13 protein-coding genes are annotated in these 18,017 nt (G+C 45.3%); 3 read left to right on the top strand and 10 right to left on the bottom strand.

Annotated features, from left to right (window positions below; genetic code table 11):
- Positions 1 to 16: 16 nt before the first annotated feature.
- From ACM0P2_RS17740 to hslV, 6 genes are all read right to left on the bottom strand, one after another.
- Positions 17 to 2,092 carry a glycoside hydrolase family 32 protein gene (locus ACM0P2_RS17740; protein ID WP_308469240.1) on the bottom strand — a complete coding sequence of 692 codons (2,076 nt, stop codon included), beginning with the start codon at positions 2,090 to 2,092 and terminating at the stop codon, positions 17 to 19.
- A gap of 13 nt (positions 2,093 to 2,105) precedes the next feature.
- Positions 2,106 to 3,416 (bottom strand): sugar porter family MFS transporter, encoded by a 1,311-nt coding sequence (locus ACM0P2_RS17745; RefSeq protein WP_419226930.1) that lies wholly within the window; start codon positions 3,414 to 3,416, stop codon positions 2,106 to 2,108.
- Between the two features lie 42 nt (positions 3,417 to 3,458).
- Positions 3,459 to 5,174 carry a RagB/SusD family nutrient uptake outer membrane protein gene (locus ACM0P2_RS17750; protein ID WP_159119336.1) on the bottom strand — a complete coding sequence of 572 codons (1,716 nt, stop codon included), beginning with the start codon at positions 5,172 to 5,174 and terminating at the stop codon, positions 3,459 to 3,461.
- A 26-nt stretch (positions 5,175 to 5,200) separates the two neighbouring features.
- Positions 5,201 to 8,161 (bottom strand): SusC/RagA family TonB-linked outer membrane protein, encoded by a 2,961-nt coding sequence (locus tag ACM0P2_RS17755; protein ID WP_159119337.1) that lies wholly within the window; start codon positions 8,159 to 8,161, stop codon positions 5,201 to 5,203.
- Between the two features lie 338 nt (positions 8,162 to 8,499).
- Complete coding sequence (gene hslU, locus ACM0P2_RS17760) at positions 8,500 to 9,828, bottom strand: HslU--HslV peptidase ATPase subunit (protein WP_159119338.1); 1,329 nt, start codon at positions 9,826 to 9,828, stop codon at positions 8,500 to 8,502.
- 82 nt (positions 9,829 to 9,910) lie between these two features.
- A complete protein-coding gene (gene hslV, locus ACM0P2_RS17765) occupies positions 9,911 to 10,435 on the bottom strand; it encodes an ATP-dependent protease subunit HslV (RefSeq protein ID WP_014950969.1) in 525 nt (174 codons plus the stop codon).
- A 301-nt stretch (positions 10,436 to 10,736) separates the two neighbouring features.
- Between hslV and ACM0P2_RS17770 the strand changes: the two genes are divergently transcribed.
- On the top strand, positions 10,737 to 11,357 hold the full coding sequence (locus tag ACM0P2_RS17770) for a DUF1294 domain-containing protein (protein WP_159119339.1): 621 nt from the start codon (positions 10,737 to 10,739) through the stop codon (positions 11,355 to 11,357).
- On the opposite strand, the gene ACM0P2_RS17775 is transcribed toward ACM0P2_RS17770, so the two are convergent.
- From ACM0P2_RS17775 to priA, 3 genes are all read right to left on the bottom strand, one after another.
- Complete coding sequence (locus ACM0P2_RS17775; RefSeq protein ID WP_159119340.1) at positions 11,354 to 12,094, bottom strand: hypothetical protein; 741 nt, start codon at positions 12,092 to 12,094, stop codon at positions 11,354 to 11,356. The genes ACM0P2_RS17770 and ACM0P2_RS17775 overlap by 4 nt on opposite strands.
- An 85-nt stretch (positions 12,095 to 12,179) precedes the next feature.
- Positions 12,180 to 12,758 (bottom strand): SPOR domain-containing protein, encoded by a 579-nt coding sequence (locus ACM0P2_RS17780; RefSeq protein ID WP_159119341.1) that lies wholly within the window; start codon positions 12,756 to 12,758, stop codon positions 12,180 to 12,182.
- Positions 12,759 to 12,906: 148 nt separating this feature from the next.
- A complete protein-coding gene (gene priA, locus ACM0P2_RS17785; RefSeq protein ID WP_419226931.1) occupies positions 12,907 to 15,096 on the bottom strand; it encodes a primosomal protein N' in 2,190 nt (729 codons plus the stop codon).
- 430 nt (positions 15,097 to 15,526) lie between these two features.
- Between priA and rpmE the strand changes: the two genes are divergently transcribed.
- Positions 15,527 to 15,739 (top strand): 50S ribosomal protein L31, encoded by a 213-nt coding sequence (rpmE, locus tag ACM0P2_RS17790; RefSeq protein ID WP_014950975.1) that lies wholly within the window; start codon positions 15,527 to 15,529, stop codon positions 15,737 to 15,739.
- A gap of 97 nt (positions 15,740 to 15,836) precedes the next feature.
- On the opposite strand, the gene ACM0P2_RS17795 is transcribed toward rpmE, so the two are convergent.
- Complete coding sequence (locus tag ACM0P2_RS17795; protein WP_159119343.1) at positions 15,837 to 16,154, bottom strand: hypothetical protein; 318 nt, start codon at positions 16,152 to 16,154, stop codon at positions 15,837 to 15,839.
- 597 nt (positions 16,155 to 16,751) lie between these two features.
- Between ACM0P2_RS17795 and ACM0P2_RS17800 the strand changes: the two genes are divergently transcribed.
- Positions 16,752 to 17,987 (top strand): malic enzyme-like NAD(P)-binding protein, encoded by a 1,236-nt coding sequence (locus tag ACM0P2_RS17800; RefSeq protein WP_159119344.1) that lies wholly within the window; start codon positions 16,752 to 16,754, stop codon positions 17,985 to 17,987.
- Positions 17,988 to 18,017 lie beyond the last annotated feature (30 nt).

Genomic DNA, 18,017 nt, shown 5'->3' on the forward strand with positions numbered 1-18,017 from the left:
TCCCTAGGCGTTTTACCTAATTAGAAGACCACACAGAGCCTAAGCGCTCAATAGATACTTGATGCAATGATTGACTATCAGGTCCTACTCGCAGCGTTTCGTAAACAGACTTAGGAAATACCAGTGCTGTCATTGTGGTAGTGCCATCGTTAATGAATAGTTCCAATGATGACCGGTCGACAATTATTGTAACGTTGTAGGAGTCGCTTGTTGTTGCTAACTCTGCCTTCTGCACTTTTCCAAAATGCTCACTAAATGATGTTTCTCCAGAATTACTTCGGTTTAGTAACACCTTCGATTGTTGATGATCTATTTCAATATCAACAAATTCACCGCTTTGGTTTTCAAGTCGAATCAAAAGGGGTGAAGGCGAATTTCCCTGAACTTCAAAAGAATAGCGAAGCGCCGATTCCCTGCCAGTGTTATCTAGAGAAGAGAGGCTCATTGCTTTTCCTGCCACCAGCAGTGACGACTCAGTAGAAGCTTCAACCAATTTATCCACTTCGTCTACCAACTGACTACGGACACGAAGTCCTTTGCTAGTTTTAACGAGATGCAGCGTGCGAGGCAATGTCATCGCACTACGCCACATTTCCGTTGGTACATCATTAGCGTATAACCAATTGCTCATCCAGCCCATGAAGATATGACGTGCTTCATCGCTTTCTGGCGATTTAAAAAAAGTTACCCCTGCATAATTGTCTGTACCGTGATCCAGCCAAATAGCGGGCTCTATTCGATTTGTTGCAGGCTCGCTCGCAAACACAATATCGTCAATGTAAGTGTGTCCCCAGCTTTCGGACTCGTTATCGATAATTCTCAAAAATGCAGATTTACCTTGCCACTGACTAACATCCCAGCTCGCATAATGGAGCATTTCTCGGTTAAGGCCTGTTTCAGATTTTACTATATTGCCTTCCACCACGAGTTGAACGCCAACCCGGTCTGGATGATGGCCGCCACCAATTTTAAAGTTGATATAAGGTTCAAAGATGGTGAACGTTTCCGACGTCAGTGTTCCTTGCGCACGATCTTCATCTGCAAAACTGTTTACAAGATAATCACCAGAGTAACCAGAGGGGGGCGGCTGGTTGGCATGTCCCCCCATAGTGGGTGCATCAGCAAAGGCATTCCCTTCTTGCGTCCACTTGTCAGCTCCATCTTCAAAATTATCGAAAACCGTGCCTTTTGGAAAATTAGCCACAGTAGGTGAGAGCTCGCTTTGCCACTTAGCATCTAATACGAATTTTTTGCCGTCAAAATCACCAACAAAGTATTGGGTTGCCGAGCCTCCATTTGGGCCGCCTGGCGATATACTTACCAACAATACATATCTAGATTCATCAGTTCCTTCGACAGGCAATAGCAGCAGTTCCGGGCACTCCCACACACCGCCATGGCTGCCTATATCTTCACCAAATGTGCTTTCTAACGACCAGTCAATCAGGTTATCTGAACTGTAAAAACCAATATGATCTTTTTGTGCTAGCACCATCACCCACTTTCCTGACGGTTCATGCCACATGACCTTCGGGTCGCGAAAATCTTTTATGCCCGGGTTGTCAATAACAGGGTTATTAGAATACTTTTCCCATGTTCTCCCCTTATCTAAACTGTAAGCAAGCGCTTGGGTTTGAAAGTCAATTCTTCCCTGTTTCTCCATTGACGCATTGTGATAGGTATACAACGCTACAATAGGGGGATTAGCTTTGCTTCCCAAGCCACTGGTGTTCTCGACATCGACGACTGCACTTCCAGAGAAAATGGTGCCAAGCTCATCAGGGTAAAGCGCTATTGGTAACTCCTCCCAATGCATGAGGTCCTTACTCACAGCGTGCCCCCAATGCATAGGACCCCAGATGGAGGCATCGGGATTATGCTGAAAGAATAGATGATACTCGCCATCGAGATAAAACATACCGTTGGGATCATTCATCCACTTTTCTTTCGGTGAGAAATGGATCTGGGGACGAAAAGCTTCGTTGCGAGCGGCCTCGACCATAAGAGTCGAGTCCTCGGGAAGTGGACTAATTTGATTCATGGAACATCCAACAAGAGCTGAAGAAATAATAAGACCTAATAGTGTTTTCATATTTAAAATGCCTCTATTTTGATAACGCTGCAGACACATCCTCAAGCGTTTTCCCTTTCGTTTCTGGCATCATGAATCGAACAAAAATAAGCTGTAAGAACATAGCAAATGTGAAGAACGCGAAGACCTGGCTGGCAGAAAAGGCGGCTAATACCTGAGGCATTAAAAGCGCGATCAGCGCAGCAAAAACCCAATGTGTACCGCTTCCCAATGACTGTCCTTTAGAGCGCACGGAATTGGGGAAAATTTCTGCAATAAAAACCCAGATAACGGCGCCCTGCCCAACCGCATGAGACGCGATGAATACGAACACTGCGCCAACCACAATGGTGCCGCTAACCTGGCTATTGAAAACCCATGAAACGGTTGCTAAAGACAGGATGTAACCGATAGAGCCAATGTACATTAATGATTTTCGCCCAAGCCTATCTATCAGGCTTAATCCAACCATCGTAAATACAAGATTGACTAATCCGACACCCGCTGTGGAAAGCAATGCGGTGCTGCCATCTAAACCCGCCATATCAAACACGCGTGGTGCGTAATAGATGATAAAGTTAATACCTGATAGTTGGTTAAATGCAGCAAGTAAAAAGGCAAGCATCACCGGAAGTCGAAACTCAGGTTTAAATAAAGACTCTCTTTTACGCCCTGCCTTATCAGCTTTTATCGCGCTGATAGTTTGTTCGACACCTTCACTCTGTAGCGATAAAAAGACCTCTCGAGCACGGGCTTCGTCATCGCGATGCAGCAACAACCAGCGAGGACTCTCCGGTGCTTTCAGTACCATTAGGAAGTAGATCAATGCTGGCACGGCTTCAACTCCTAGCATCACTCGCCAGTCATCAACAATAACGCCCGAGAGCAAATAATTTGAAAGAAAAGCGATGAGGATCCCAAATACTATTTGAAATTGGTAGGTTGCGACTAGCCGCCCCCTGATTTTGGCTGGTGCAATTTCAGAAATGTAAGCGGGTACAGCGATTGAAGATACCCCTACTCCTAAGCCTCCGATAAACCGAAGAATGGCAAAGGTATACGGATCCTGAGCGAGTGCTGAACCTATAGCAGAGAGTAAATAGAGGATGCCAATAAGGACTAACGTCTTTTTGCGCCCAAGCCTATCGCAGGGCCAGTTCCCCATTAACGCGCCAATCACCGTTCCCCACAGTGCAGAAGACATGACGAACAACCCATGGAAAAGGGGCGTAGTGTCCCAAAGTGCTTGAATGGATTGGTCTGCTCCAGATATCACTGCGGTGTCGAAGCCAAATAAAAATCCGGCTATTGCAACAGTGAGTGACCAGTAAACTATTTTGTTCATGATGTATATTTTTACCTCTTAACCACTTTAGGAATACCGGGCTTAATAGCCCGGATTCTGTATATAAATTCCGCCACTCAAATTAATCTGCTGATTAGGGATTGGGAGGTATTCATGCTTATTTTTTGTAAATGCAGCGTCTTCCAAGTAGGGCTTTCTGCCGCGCTCGGTAGTGAGGTATTCATCAATGGTCTCTTTAGCTACGCCCCAGCGAACCAAATCGAAAAATCGATGACCTTCTAGCCCTAACTCAACGCGCCTTTCCCAGCGCAGTGCCTGCCTTGCTTCTGCTTTGCTGGAAAATGTGTCGTAAGTGCCAATACGGTATAAGCTCGCATCGTTTAATCTCGCCGTGCTGGCTGCGGCCCGCTCTCTAAGACGATTGATAATCGGGGTTGCTTCTTCCCAGCGGTCAAGCTCTATCAGCGCTTCTGCTTTCCACAACAATACATCGGCATAGCGTACTAATACGGTATTGAGAGAGAATATTGGGAAAGGACCGTTCTCACCCCGGCAGTCACACTCAGGGTGTTCTAAGTCTTTCATTCCAGTGTAATTGCCATAGATACCTGGTGCCCGTGCCCAGCTGTCGCCACCATGAATAAGGTTAGGGTCGTACTTAAATGGCTTGCCTTCCATCGCCACTGTATGGTCGAGCCGAGGGTCAACATGGTCATTATTTACGTTATACACACTGTCATTGAATGTGTTGAAGCGGGGCAGACCCGAGTTATCGGTCTTAAACGCGTTAACGAAGTTTTCTGTTGGAACGTGGAAACCACAGCAACCAAAACCGCCTGACATTGGCGCATTCAACGCGCTAGACCACGAACCTCTTCCGTCAGGACTGCCATCATTCAATGAACGCTGAATAGCAAATACAGACTCCTTTCCATTCTCAAATTCGATAAGAAAATTCTCTGCATAATCGTCGTAAAGACCATACTGTCCACTGGCTTCAATACTATCCACCAAGCTGACTACTTCTTCGAGTTTCTGCTGATTGATACTCACCACATTGTGCAATTCGTCTTGCTCGTACGCCTGATACAAAAGGGTTTTAGCTAAATAGGCTTTGGCTGACAGTGCGGACGCCCGGCCGACATCCTGCTGAACATCTGGCAGGCTGTTCGCGGCAAAACGAAAATCTGCTGCGATCTTGTCCCATAACTGCTGGTCTGTGAGATCACGGTTCGTCGTCGCTAATACTTCCTCTTGAGTCATTGTTTCATCAATCCAAGGGATATGCTTGTGATGGATTTTCAAATCGAAATAAAAGATAGCTCTTAAAAAACGTAACTCTGCCGCTTTTTCATCGGCACCTGGTAATTCACCAGAAGGCGTCTCTGCAATAACCTTAAGTGCTGCGTTAGCTCTCGAAATACCGGTATAGTTACGGGTCCATTTCTTGTTATTGAGATCGATCAAATCAGGTGGGAATGACTCCATATCCGGCACTAAGGGCTCGTACATTGAAAGTGCGTGGTAGGCGAAGATATCCGAAGGACCGTTTCCACCTTTGTGCGCATCACCAGCACGCAGGTTGCCTGTCGGCCACAGATAATTAGGTGCTGTATAGTGATCATTGCCAAGATAGGAGTACGTGGCGATAACCAAAGCATCTATATTCTCAGTCGTTGCTACCTGGTCTTCAGTGAGCACTGCTTGTGGTTCACTGTCCAATTCATCGCTTCCTCCGCAAGATACGACTGAAAGCGCAATCAAGCTTGTTGTCAAAAGTTTGCTTATATAATTCATGTGTCTTTATCCATTATCCTGTTAGCTTAAAAAGAGAATTCCAGCCCGAGAGTAACGCGGCGGGGTACAGGAAAAACTTCATTAGGAGTTTCAGGATCTTCACTCAATGTGCCATCAGGCGTGATAGTCAAAAGATTCTGAGCCTGCAAATAAATGCGAGCATCGTTAAGGCCTAAGCGTTCGATGAAATCTAATGTAGGCGTGTAGCCAACGCTGATATTGCGAAGTTTCAGGTAAGTGCCTTCCTCCCAGAAAAAGCTAGACTGACGGCCCTCCCCATTGTTATCAATCAGGGTAAGAGCAGGGACATCGCTGTCTGTATTTTGAGGAGTCCAGGCATCAAGCGTTCGTGCACCATAATTTGAGCCAATGTTTAAGGAAGTAAAATCGGTGAATAGTCGCCAGTTGTTCCTTATCTGTCCTCCTTTAACTCCCTGCCAGAACATGTTGAAGTCCCAGTCTCTATATTTAAACGTGAAGTTCATTCCATAGATAAAATCTGGATCCGTGTCTGCAAAGAAGTCTTGGTCGTTCTCATCAATAACGCCATTACCATCTAAATCTTGCCAACGGATTCGACCCGGCGCTGCGCCCGATTGTGTAGCATGTTCATTCACTTCGTCTTGATTTTGGAATATACCATCTGCTACATACCCATAAACTGAGTTAATTGAACGCCCCAAGATTGTTTTATCTTGTCCATTTCCCCCAAAGGAATTCACGACATCTTCAGGCAAGGCTGTAACGGTGTTTTCAGCAGAAGATATATTGAAGTTGATATCTACAAGCAACTCGTCTTCCAGCAAGCCTGTATCTATCCACTTTTCATATCCAAGCACCAATTCAACACCAGCATTTTCAATGGTGCCGCCATTGACCCACTTTTGTGCCCCTTCGCCAAGCGTTGCAATTGGTTGAGTGAGAGTAAGAATGTCGCGGGTTTCTTTTTTAAACCAATCTACGCTTCCATAGACCGTTCTCTCAAACAATTCGAAATCTAAGCCGAAGTTAACCTGGGTTGATGTTTCCCATTTCAGATCAGAGTTGCCAGTTTGCGCCCGAACAAAGCCGGATGGTAATGTGCCGCCATTTGCGCCGGTAATGTCGTATGCCGTGCCCTCATCTTGCTGGTTTGTGAAAAGTGACTGGGTCGCATAACGGGGTATATAGGTTGTAACCGTCGCATCAGTAGGAATTTCCTGATTACCGGTTTCCCCCCAGCTTCCCCTGAACTTTAAGGTGTCGATAAAATCAATATCGAAAAAGTCTTCGTTGCTGACAACCCAGCCCAATGACGCTGCTGGAAAATTACCATACTCATTAGCATCACCAAATCTAGACGACCCATCTCGGCGAATGGTGAATGAGGACAAGTAACGGTTGTCATAGTTGTAGTCCACGCGTGCGAACTGAGAATCGAGAGACCAGTTGTCTCCTTCGCCTTCTACTCTTACATCCGACGTAGCCTGTGACAGATAAGCGAAAGAACGGTCATCCGAAGCGAAGCCTGACCCAATGCCGCGAGATAATTCACGCTCATAATTAATTTGCTCAACCCCGGCTAAGAAATTGAACTTGTGCAGGTCATCAAGTACGAGTTTGTAAGTGGCTGTAGCGCCAGTAATGATGCTTTGATTCCAGTTGTCTTCAACCGTTAATCTGTCTGCACCGCTTAGTGAGCCAGCGGTAAACGCACGAGTGAAATTTCTAAAATAAAACTGACTGTAATCAACCCCTACATTTCCCCTAAGCGTTAAGTTTTCAATCGGTGTGTACTCAACAAAAAAGTTCGCCATGAGTTTATTGTAGGTATGACCGTTATCACGATTTTGCTCGATTATTCGAACCGGATTGTCTCTGTCAGTAATTCCAGGCACCGGCCCACCCCAGCCTCCTACATCGTTGTAAACGGGAACGATTGACTGCTGCTCAATTGATAGTCCTAGTATCTGGCCCGCTAGGTCATTGATAAGGTTAGCTTGCTGATCAGTGATCAAAAATGTCTGACCGACTTTTAATTTATCTTCAACAACGACATGTTCAGAATTGACTCTGAAAGCTAATCGCTCGAACTTGGAACCATCTACGATACCCTCGGCCTCAAAATAGCCCAGTGATGTATAGAACTTGGAAACGTCATTGCCGCCTGCCACCGAGAAATTCACATCAGAGACTTTAGAGGTTCTTGTAACTTCATCAAACCATCTAGTATCGGCGGGGCGTTGAACACCTTCTGGATCAGTAAAGGTAGGCAGAATGACCGAATATAATTCGGGATTTTGAAAATTTTGATTCCAGTCAAATGTATAAAGCGGGCTCGCTGAATTAGGGTTTGACCCGTCATTGACTGCCGCCTGCCACACTACGGCACCACGCTCTAACGTGTTGAGTGGCTGTAGGTCATAGTCATAATCTTCAATACTCTGGTTGTATCGGAAGTTAAAGTCCAGGCCATCGTGACCTTTCTTTGTGGTCACAACAATTACACCGTTTCCAGAGCGAGCCCCATAAATACTTGCAGCGGCCGCATCACGTAACACCTGTACATCGGCAATATCGTTGCTATTAATTTCGTGTAGACCAGACTTTGTTGGAATTCCATCGATAATGTAAAGCGGGTCATTGTTGCCAAGAGGTCCTAGTCCCTGACCGCGGATCCTCACGGTTGCTGTCGAACTTGGATTACCTGTGGTGGTGATTTGTAAACCAGGTACTCTTCCCTGAAGATTTTGCATAATGTTGCCGGCAGGCAAATCAATCACGTCTTCGATGTCCACTGTGGCTATTGCCCCAGTTAAATCTTTCTTCTCGACGGCGCTATAACCGTAAGAAATCTCTATTACTTCTACTTCCTCTGGCAATTCCGAATCATCAGACCCAGCCTCTTGAGCTTGTAACGACGTTGCCATTAGCATCAGTAAAAGTGGAGTAGGCTTTATAGCCGTCCTTAGCTGACGTGTTAATGGATGCAATGTGTAATTTTTCATATCGCGCCTTGATTGTTGAAGTGGTGTAATTTCAAATAAACAACGTTGTCTTTTTAGGTTATACTATTTATGTAAAGTCTGATCAACAAAAATTTAACAAGAGGTTTTACACGCCAGGTCGTTTTCAATTGAGGCTTATAGAAGTTGGTATGCCGAAAAATTTTGCAGGAGGGCAACATTAAAATGTTATATAGCAATATGAAGACAAGATTTTTAAATGAAAAATAAAAAGCCCAGAGCATATTTCTGGGCTTAAATACTCTATTTTCAAAAGCTCACTGGGTCATGTTACACCCGATAGGCTTTTTAGCTGAGCTGTTTGCGAGCTCAAAACTGCATTACAAAATAAAGCGCGACAGGTCTTCGTTATCCACCAAGGTTTCTAGGTGGCTGTTAACGTAATCTGCATCAATCACGAATGACTCACCGCTCTTTTCAGAAGCGTCAAACGAGATGTCTTCCATAAGGCGTTCAAGCACCGTGTGCAAACGGCGGGCACCAATATTTTCAGTGCGCTCATTCACCTGCCACGCTGCTTCGGCAATACGCTGAATACCCGAATCATCGAAGCTGATATCAACCCCTTCGGTTTTCATTAGCGCAATGTACTGGTGCGTTAACGACGCATTTGGCTCAGTAAGAATGCGTTTAAAGTCACCGACTTTAAGGGCAGAAAGCTCAACGCGAATAGGCAAACGGCCCTGAAGTTCAGGAATAAGATCTGACGGCTTGCTCATTTGGAAAGCGCCCGAGGTAATAAACAAGATATGGTCAGTTTTCACCATGCCGTGCTTAGTTGATACCGTTGAACCTTCCACAAGTGGGAGTAAGTCACGCTGAACGCCTTCGCGAGATACGTCTGCAGACGAGTTACCTTCGCGCTTACAAATTTTGTCAATTTCGTCGATAAACACAATGCCATGCTGCTCTACCGACTCAATGGCCTTTTCTTTCAAGTCTTCTTGGTTGACAAGGCGCGCCGCCTCTTCCTCAATAAGCAGCTTGAAAGCTTCCTTAATTTTCAGCTTCTTCTTTTTCTTCTGCGAACCGGACAAGTTTTGGAACATGCCTTGAAGCTGGTTGGTCATTTCCTCCATGCCTGGAGGCGCCATAATTTCTACGCCCACCTGCGGAAGTGCCACATCGATTTCAATTTCTTTGTCGTCTAGGTCGCCCTGACGAAGCTTCTTGCGAAATGCCTGACGTGTACCGCGATCTTCAACGTTTTCTTTATTGCCCCACGCATCTTCTGGTGGAGGCAATAAAACATCTAAAATTCGCTCTTCCGCAGCTTCTTCTGCACGGAATTTCACCTTTTTCATTTCGTTTTCTTTCGTCATCTTTACCGCGATGTCGGCAAGATCACGAATGATGGTTTCAACTTCTTTACCTACATAGCCCACTTCAGTGAACTTTGTTGCTTCAACTTTGATAAAAGGCGCGTTTGCTAGCTTTGCTAAACGGCGAGCAATCTCAGTTTTACCTACCCCCGTAGGACCAATCATTAAAATGTTTTTTGGCGTGACTTCTTGACGCAGCTCTGGTTCAAGCTGCATACGACGCCAGCGGTTTCGAAGTGCAATAGACACTGCGCGCTTGGCATCTTGCTGACCGATAATATGACGGTCTAACTCGTGAACAATTTCTCTTGGTGTCATTTCAGACATGAATAAACCCTTATCTAACAAGTACTCGCTTTACCAGTTTCAAAGCTGTGGCAGCGAGCTGATAACAGCGTTACGCTATTACTTAGTAATCCAGTACATCAACCGTTTGGCTATGATTAGTGAATACGCAAATATCGCCAGCAATGGTCAGCGCCTTTTCAGCAATTTCTTTGGCGCTCAGTTCAGTGTTTTCAAGTAGTGCCGTAGCCGCAGCTTGCGCGTAGTTACCACCAGAGCCAATCGCAATAAGATCTTGTTCTGGCTGCACGACATCGCCGTTACCGGTAATAATAAATGATGCAGTTTCATCTGCTACGGCAAGCAAGGCTTCTAACTTGCGCAGCGCCCTATCAGTCCGCCAATCTTTGGCAAGCTCTACCGCCGCTTTGGTTAAATGGCCTTGGTGGGCTTCAAGCTTAGCCTCAAAGCGCTCAAATAGCGTAAATGCGTCGGCTGTACCACCCGCAAAGCCCGCTAAAATTTTGTCGTGGTATAAACGGCGCACCTTGCGCGCATTACCTTTCATCACGGTGTTGCCCAGTGATACCTGTCCGTCACCGGCCATTACCACTTGATTCCCACGTCGTACAGATACAATCGTTGTCACGTTAATTCCCCGTTTAGCTGGGCGCTACTGCATTATATGTGTAGCTTTTTGCCTCACTAAGGCAGCAGCGTAATAATTCAATAACAAATAAGTGGGGGGAGGCGTGTTAATTTCAAGGGTAAGAGTGAATAATGTGCGCTCAAAGCTTTCTGCGCTAGGGGCTTAGTGCAAAGGTTATCTATTGAATGCGCTATTTATTGCATACATACTCTCATCAGTTTTGCCTGTGGTTATTTGAAGAAATGTCCAAGCAGTAAAATGAAGTTGTAGTAGCGACACGAATAGCAGTAAAGGAAGGGTTATGAAGTATCAGGGAAGAATTAAGCAGTGGGATGATGTTAAAGGTTTTGGTTTCGTCGAGCCTAACGGCGGTGGTATAAGAGCGTTTGCTCACATAAAGGCATTTAAACAATGTTCCAGGCGCCCCATCAATGGCGATATCATCATTTATGAAATAGAGAAAGATAAGAAAGGTAGCCACCGCGCTCACAACATTAGTTTGCTGAAAGATTACAAAGCAAAACGCTCTAGCGCTAATAAGCATACCTCACACACAAAGCGAAACGTTATTCTATCAAGCATATTTTGCAGTGTAATTGCCTTGCTAACATTGTGGGGTCAGTTACCTGTTGTAGTATCGATTGTTTATGGAGCGTTGAGCTTAGTTACCGTGCTCTTTTACGGTATTGACAAATTTGCGGCAAAAAACAACATGTGGCGAATTTCAGAGGCAAAGCTGCACTTATTGAGCTTAGTAGGAGGCTGGCCTGGCGCATTGATAGCTCAGCAATTGTTTAAACACAAGCGCAGCAAATCGGCATTTATGAGTGTTTATTGGATAACGATTGTGGTTAACCTGATTGTGCTCGGACTAATTGTGTTTGAAGTTATTGATGTACAGGCAATCATGATTGAAATTTAGCGAAATCGATACTCTTCGATTTCAAAACCAAAACCACTTTCATGGCCCTCTACATAAACCCACCCTTCATTTGGTAAACGTTTATGCTCATCTTGACTTAAGCATAAGCGACCATCGGAAAAGGTTACGCTCTCTTGTAGCAACAGCGAATGTCGACAGTGTTTAGAACCGCTTCCTTTCTTATAAGCTATTTTTCGCTCTACCTCTTGTTTATGGGACGCTAAATGCAGGGTGTAGGGCAATGCCGTATCAACAAAACTCGAGCTTAAGAAAAATACCAGAAACGGCATACCGAAAACTGTTATTTTGCCGCGGAAATCTTTAGTCACGAATTGCGCGTGTCGCTGATCGATATAGATAGAGAAGTAAAAGAGGGCACTATAAACAACAATGAGCAGTAGAATGGCCCATGTTGAATTGTCTAGCCATGCATTAATCACTAGAAAATCATTAAAAACTGTTATGAACATTGCGCCAATAAGTACCAAAAAGGTAACGTTTGAGATGCGTGTTATCAGGTGTAGTTCAGACCATTTAGGTCGAGTGAAATGCTCATCTTGATGGACGCTATCCGTATCATCCTCAGACGGCAACATTGCTCGCTTTGAAGCGAGCTGTTTCTTCGCTGCCTGGTAGCGCTCTGGAAAGGCCTCCTTATCGATATTTTCTAGAACGTCCTCAAGCTCTTCTATGCTATAAGCCGCGTAGTCGGGTTGCTCATTAGTGGCAATACTCATTTGAACTTCCTTGTAAATGCATTCCTTACATACACCCTATTTCTGCGCTTTATGCTACGTATTACATGTTACCTAATATGAAATGCTATAAATTCCAGTACCAAATTTGGCAAGTCGCTATGTTCACTTTACGCAGACTGTGCTTCGCTTTTTCCGCATCTCTTTTCGACTCGTAAGGGCCTAAAATAACGCGAAACCATTCGCCGTTGCTGCCAGAGCTTTGTTTAATCAAAGCTTCTAAACCTTGGAACGCAATTTTAGCTTTCATCTCTTCAGCCTGAGCACGTGTTCTAAACGAGGCGCACTGCATTAAATAACGCTTATCGGATTTTTCCTGCTCTTTTACTTCTACTTCAACTTCATACCCTGGCAGAGTTTTTATGTATTCCCACTCTTCTTCGGGCAATTCAGGCAATGACTCTTCCGTTGGTGCAATGGGGCGCGATACTTGTGTATCTACATCTTCTTCAACGTTATCTTTGATTGACCATAAAAAAACACCGAAGCCAATCACAAGGGCAAACACACCTACAATTCGAATAATGGGGAGCTTTGCGGCTACCGCTCCGTTTACCTGAGCGTTTCCAGCAGGTTTTCGTCCCTTTGCTGAAGACTTCTTTTTTTGGGTAGAGCGTCCACGAGAGACATAATCGCGTTGGGCCATAGTCGGCAATATTCCTACTTGTTATCGTTGTTCGTATTCGTAAGGAAACGTCGTAATTCAAATTTGACTAAGGTTCAAATTTGGCAAAGAAAAGTGTTTATCACACCTTCCACTGAGTAGAAATTTTAACGTATTGCTACTCAACAAGCTAACTGAAATCGGTAGGATCTATATCTATTGACCACCTTACCTTCATTGCCTGTGGCAACGCCTGTAGAAATGGCAGTGCCAAACGTAGCGCGTTATGAAGGGGCGCTCGCTTTTCATGGCTGCATACCAGCATAAACCGAAATCGGCCTTGCCGCTTTTCAATCAAACAGGGAAACGGACCGTTTATTTCAACGGCGTGTTGTTGATTGAATACCTGTTTGCATTCTCTCAAGAAGTGATAGGCCAAACTGCTGTCGCTGGCTTCGGCACGAATAACGAATTGACTTGTAAAGGGTGGAAGCCCTGCCGCTTTTCGCTCCATTAGTGCATGTCTAGCAAAATGCCCGTAGCCATTGTGCACCAAGTCTTGTAACAGCGGATGGTGAGGATTTAGGGTTTGCAGCCACATCTCCCCCGGTTTGCTAGCGCGTCCTGCCCTTCCCGCAAGCTGCGTAACAAGCTGAGCAAGCTTTTCTGGCGCTCTAAAATCAGCACTAAACAAGGCGCCATCGCAGTCTAAAACCGCGACTAATGTTACATGCGGAAAATGATGACCTTTTGATAAAATCTGAGTGCCAACCAGTAGCTGATACTCTTGTCGGTTTATTGCATCAAGGGTTTGGTGAAGCTTGTCTTTTCCCCGCACGGTGTCGCTATCTATGCGCACTTGTTTAACGCCAGGAAATAGGTTTGAAAGGCCTTGCTCAACCTGCTCCGTTCCAGTTCCAGCTGTTACAAGCTCAGGATGGTGACACGCCTCGCAGTTCGACGGCATCGAACGCATACCACCACAATGGTGACATTGTAGCCGGTTTTGTGATTTGTGAACGGTATAAGGGCGCTCACAACGCTTGCACATTACGGTTTCACCACAGTGATGACATAGCAGCGCTGGCGCATAGCCTCTACGGTTTACAAATACTAATACCTGATTACCTGCACTGATATGTTGACGCATAATGGTCAACAGGCCTTGCGAAATACCATAATGAATCGGCTGATCACGAGCATCTAAAACGTGCTGGTGCGTACTTCTCGCGCCGCCAGCACGCTTGGTCAACTGTAAGTGTGCATAGCGACCAGTTAATGCATTGTTTAGCGTTTCAAGTGCCGGAGTGGCGCTACCTAATAGAAGTGGAATGTTGTGCTGCTTGGCGCGCATAGCAGCAAGATCCCGCGCGTGATAACGCAAGCCATCTTGCTGCTTGAATGACTCATCATGCTCTTCGTCTACAATTAACATGCCGGGGTTGTTTAGGGGAGTAAAAATTGCCGAACGTGTACCTATGACAATACCGAGCTCGCCAGCCTTGGCCCGCTGCCAAACGTGCAGCCGTTCTTTATCAGAAAGCTGAGAATGCAAAACACCCACGGCTATACCGAACCGCTTTTCAAAACGAGACACCGTTTGCGGCGTAAGTCCGATTTCTGGCACCAGAATAAGGACCTGCTTACCCGCACGCAACAAAGGCTCGATAGCCTGGAGATACACTTCTGTTTTACCGCTACCGGTAACCCCTTCAAGCAAACTCACCGCGAAGTTGCCTTGCTGACGGTTAAGCGCGGCAATAGCAACTGACTGCTCAGTGTCTGGAATTGGTTTTTCAGACAGTGATAAAGAGGCAAGCCAACTGCCTGACTTCAATTCAGGTGCCACTTCTTCGATACTTGCCAGAGACTTTTCGACGAGCGCTTTGACTGCAGGTGCTCCATACTGCTTGCGCGCCTGCGAGGCTAATAAGGCACCACCAGCCAGAGCCGTAAAACAGCCTTGTTGTTTAGGAGCCCGCGATAACGTGTCTGCAGCCGTTTGCTTACCTTCTTCGGTAAGCATTAGCATATCTTGCGGTGTAGGGGCCGCCGACTCACCTTTGCGCAGTAAAACAGGCAACATGGCGTGTAAAACTTCACCCGGCGCATGATGATAATACTGCCAGAGCCACTGGGCCATTTTCAGCAACGCATCATCTATAACAGAGTTGTCGTCAAGTACCGACTCGATGGCCTTTAGCTTATCGGCATTATCAATTTTACTTTCAGGTTTTTGCAGTGTTTCAACGACCACACCCACTAATTTGCGTGGACCAAAAGGTACAACCACCCTCACGCCCGCACTTAGTGCGCTGCCGTGGGTATATGTGAAAAGTTGGCGCAGTGGCACTGGCACGGCAACTTGGATAAAGGCCATTGCGAACGTTCTACCTTATTTGATGACTTTTACAGCGCACACTGCGCTTACCGAACTCTTAATAATGGGCTACTTATATTAAAATCACTTACACGACTAGGCCTATCTGCTAAGCCTAACATTGCAGAAATTTGCGCTGCTCACAGCACAATTTATTACTCGCCCGTATTGCCTTAGTCTTGTACGACAAATATTTAAACATACTTTACGGTTAAGCATGAAAGGAATGTTTTGGCTTGGCCTTCTTGTGTCGCTTCCTTGTTTAGCAATTAGTCAAAAACCGCTTGATCAAGCCCCTCCCATCCTTTATCATGCGCCGCTCTTTTTGCGATAGGCTGTTCTTTGAACGACTTATCATTTGAATTAAGTAACGTATGGTGTGCGACTTCGGGTTGTATAGCGATACGGCCTTATTATGTGAGGTAACCCAATGAAACAAGATATCCACCCTAAATACGAAGAAATCACAGCAACTTGCTCATGTGGTAACGTAATGAATATTCGTTCTACGCTTGGTAAAGACATCAACCTAGACGTATGTTCTTCATGTCACCCATTCTACACTGGTAAGCAACGTAACGTTGATACTGGTGGTCGTGTTGATCGCTTCAAGAAGCGTTTCGGTGCATTGGGCAAAAAGTAAGCCTGATATCGAGTTTGAAAAAGCGCCTTTATGGCGCTTTTTTATTACTTAAATTATTTCTATTTTGATGGTTTATACCAAGCAGCGTCACTTGAAGTTAATGGAAGCTATCTCGCCGCGACAGATGCTTTTCCCAGTCACCCCTACTGCTACTGTTACAAGCCTCTTCGCTATCAAAATGAATGGCTTGTGCCTCCGATTTAACTGAGTCCAAGGCAATATTCACTTCATTGATGAACCAGGTATCCCATCCGCTACTTAGCGCCTTTTTTCTTGCTTGCTCAGTTGTGAATACCGCCACTACCTGTGGCGTTCTCCAGTGACCAGTATGAGTTAGCCAAACAAAGCCATTTTCACCTTGCTTCGCCGTTTCACAAACATCGGTAAGAACGGCAATTAATTTTCTTTCTGTCATTTGGTAACTCTCCGTGGAGCGTTCACTCATAAAAGTGAGCATTCGCATTAGTTTTTATGTCATGTTACCAGACAAAATAGGCGCCTAAAAAAGACGATGGTTTTCACCATACAATGCTGAAGACGCTTGGATATCGCTGAAACAAACATTCTATTTAGTCGCACTCGGTCAACGCAACGTTAAAACCCACGCTCTCTCAATAGATCAACCGAATGAAGCAGCCGGTCAAAATAAATAATATGAATGCCAATTATAGCGGTATTTTACTGGTCTAATTAGTACGTCTCACCTACATTGGTAAATGAGAATTCTGATCAGATATGTACACAGTAATTAGCTGTGTTAGAGTTGCCAACGGCATACTAATAGTGAGTATTAATTCTGTGAATAATAGCTCAATAGTAGCCTTCTGGCGCTTTAGGTACGACACACATCGTTCAGTACTAACTCTGGCGCTAGCAATTGATTATAAGACGTTTTTAACTGCTTAGTTGTATTGCGCTCACGTTAATTTATCTATACCTACAACAACAATAAAATAGCGACAGACCGAGGGCAAAACACCGATGAACCCTACATTCAAGGATACCATTTTACATGTCAGATTTTAGACAACGCGCACTCGATTATCACGCTAAACCTACCCCTGGAAAAATCCGCGTTGAGCTGTCCAAGCCTGCCGATAGTGTCGATGACCTTGCTCTTGCCTATAGCCCAGGCGTTGCCGAGCCGGTCAGAGAAATCGCTGAAGATGCCGACAACGCTTATAAATATACGGGTAAAGGTAACTTGGTTGCCGTTATCAGTAACGGAACCGCTATTTTAGGGTTGGGGAATTTAGGACCTCTGGCATCGAAACCTGTAATGGAAGGCAAAGCCCTGCTGTTTAAGCGCTTTGCGGGGCTTGATGCTATCGATATTGAAGTAAAGCATCGCACTACAGAAGAGTTTATCAACACTGTTGCCAACATTGCTGATACCTTCGGCGGAATTAACTTAGAAGATATTAAAGCGCCAGAGTGTTTTGAAATTGAGCAAGAGCTTATTAAGCGTTGCAAAATTCCGGTGTTTCATGACGATCAGCACGGCACGGCTATCGTAACTGCAGCAGGTATGCTTAACGCGCTAGAGATTCAGGGTAAAAATATCGAGAGCGCTAAAATTGTATGTATGGGTGCAGGGGCTGCCGCGGTTGCCTGTATGGAGCTGCTTATTAAGTGTGGTGCTCAGCGCGAGCGTATTTACATGCTTGATAGAAAAGGCGTCATCCATACTCGTCGCGAAGATTTAACTGAACACAAAAAGCTCTTTGCGAATAATACCGACAAGCGGACGTTAGAAGATGTTATGGAAGGCGCAGATATCTTTGTTGGCGTATCAGGACCAGATGTTTTGCCACCAGAAACACTGGCGCTAATGGCTGAAAACCCAATTGTATTTGCCTGTTCAAATCCAGACCCTGAGATAAAACCAGAACTGGCTCATGAGGTGCGCAAAGACCTTATCATGGCCACAGGTCGCTCTGACTATCCGAATCAGGTGAATAATGTTTTATGCTTCCCGTTTATTTTCCGGGGCGCGTTGGATGTTCGCGCAACGGCAATTAACGATGAAATGAAAGTGGCGGCCGTAGAAGCTCTTCGCAGTATTACCAAAGAGCCTGTTCCCGAGGAAGTATTAGCGGCCAGTAAAAGCGACAGCCTGACGTTTGGTAAAGAGTATATTATTCCGAAGCCGATGGACCCTCGCCTTTGTGAACGCATTGCAACTGCAGTTTCTAAAGCAGCAATAGCGTCTGGTGTGGCACGTTTGCCCGAGAGCGCAAGCGAATAAAATTCAATCTTTTTGTCGTTGAAAGCTAAG

Origin of the sequence: Alteromonas sp. OM2203, from assembly GCF_048517045.1 — a bacterium.
GTDB lineage: Bacteria > Pseudomonadota > Gammaproteobacteria > Enterobacterales > Alteromonadaceae > Alteromonas > Alteromonas gracilis.

What these genes read in the sequence shown, in the direction of transcription:
- ACM0P2_RS17740 (WP_308469240.1), bottom strand. Translation starts at nt 2,092, where the DNA reads ATGAAAACACTATTAGGTCTTATTATTTCTTCAGCTCTTGTTGGATGT.
- ACM0P2_RS17745 (WP_419226930.1), bottom strand. Translation starts at nt 3,416, where the DNA reads ATGAACAAAATAGTTTACTGGTCACTCACTGTTGCAATAGCCGGATTT.
- ACM0P2_RS17750 (WP_159119336.1), bottom strand. Translation starts at nt 5,174, where the DNA reads ATGAATTATATAAGCAAACTTTTGACAACAAGCTTGATTGCGCTTTCA.
- ACM0P2_RS17755 (WP_159119337.1), bottom strand. Translation starts at nt 8,161, where the DNA reads ATGAAAAATTACACATTGCATCCATTAACACGTCAGCTAAGGACGGCT.
- hslU (WP_159119338.1), bottom strand. Translation starts at nt 9,828, where the DNA reads ATGTCTGAAATGACACCAAGAGAAATTGTTCACGAGTTAGACCGTCAT.
- ACM0P2_RS17770 (WP_159119339.1), top strand. Translation starts at nt 10,737, where the DNA reads ATGAAGTATCAGGGAAGAATTAAGCAGTGGGATGATGTTAAAGGTTTT.
- ACM0P2_RS17775 (WP_159119340.1), bottom strand. Translation starts at nt 12,094, where the DNA reads ATGAGTATTGCCACTAATGAGCAACCCGACTACGCGGCTTATAGCATA.
- ACM0P2_RS17780 (WP_159119341.1), bottom strand. Translation starts at nt 12,758, where the DNA reads ATGGCCCAACGCGATTATGTCTCTCGTGGACGCTCTACCCAAAAAAAG.
- priA (WP_419226931.1), bottom strand. Translation starts at nt 15,096, where the DNA reads ATGGCCTTTATCCAAGTTGCCGTGCCAGTGCCACTGCGCCAACTTTTC.
- rpmE (WP_014950975.1), top strand. Translation starts at nt 15,527, where the DNA reads ATGAAACAAGATATCCACCCTAAATACGAAGAAATCACAGCAACTTGC.
- ACM0P2_RS17795 (WP_159119343.1), bottom strand. Translation starts at nt 16,154, where the DNA reads ATGACAGAAAGAAAATTAATTGCCGTTCTTACCGATGTTTGTGAAACG.
- ACM0P2_RS17800 (WP_159119344.1), top strand. Translation starts at nt 16,752, where the DNA reads ATGTCAGATTTTAGACAACGCGCACTCGATTATCACGCTAAACCTACC.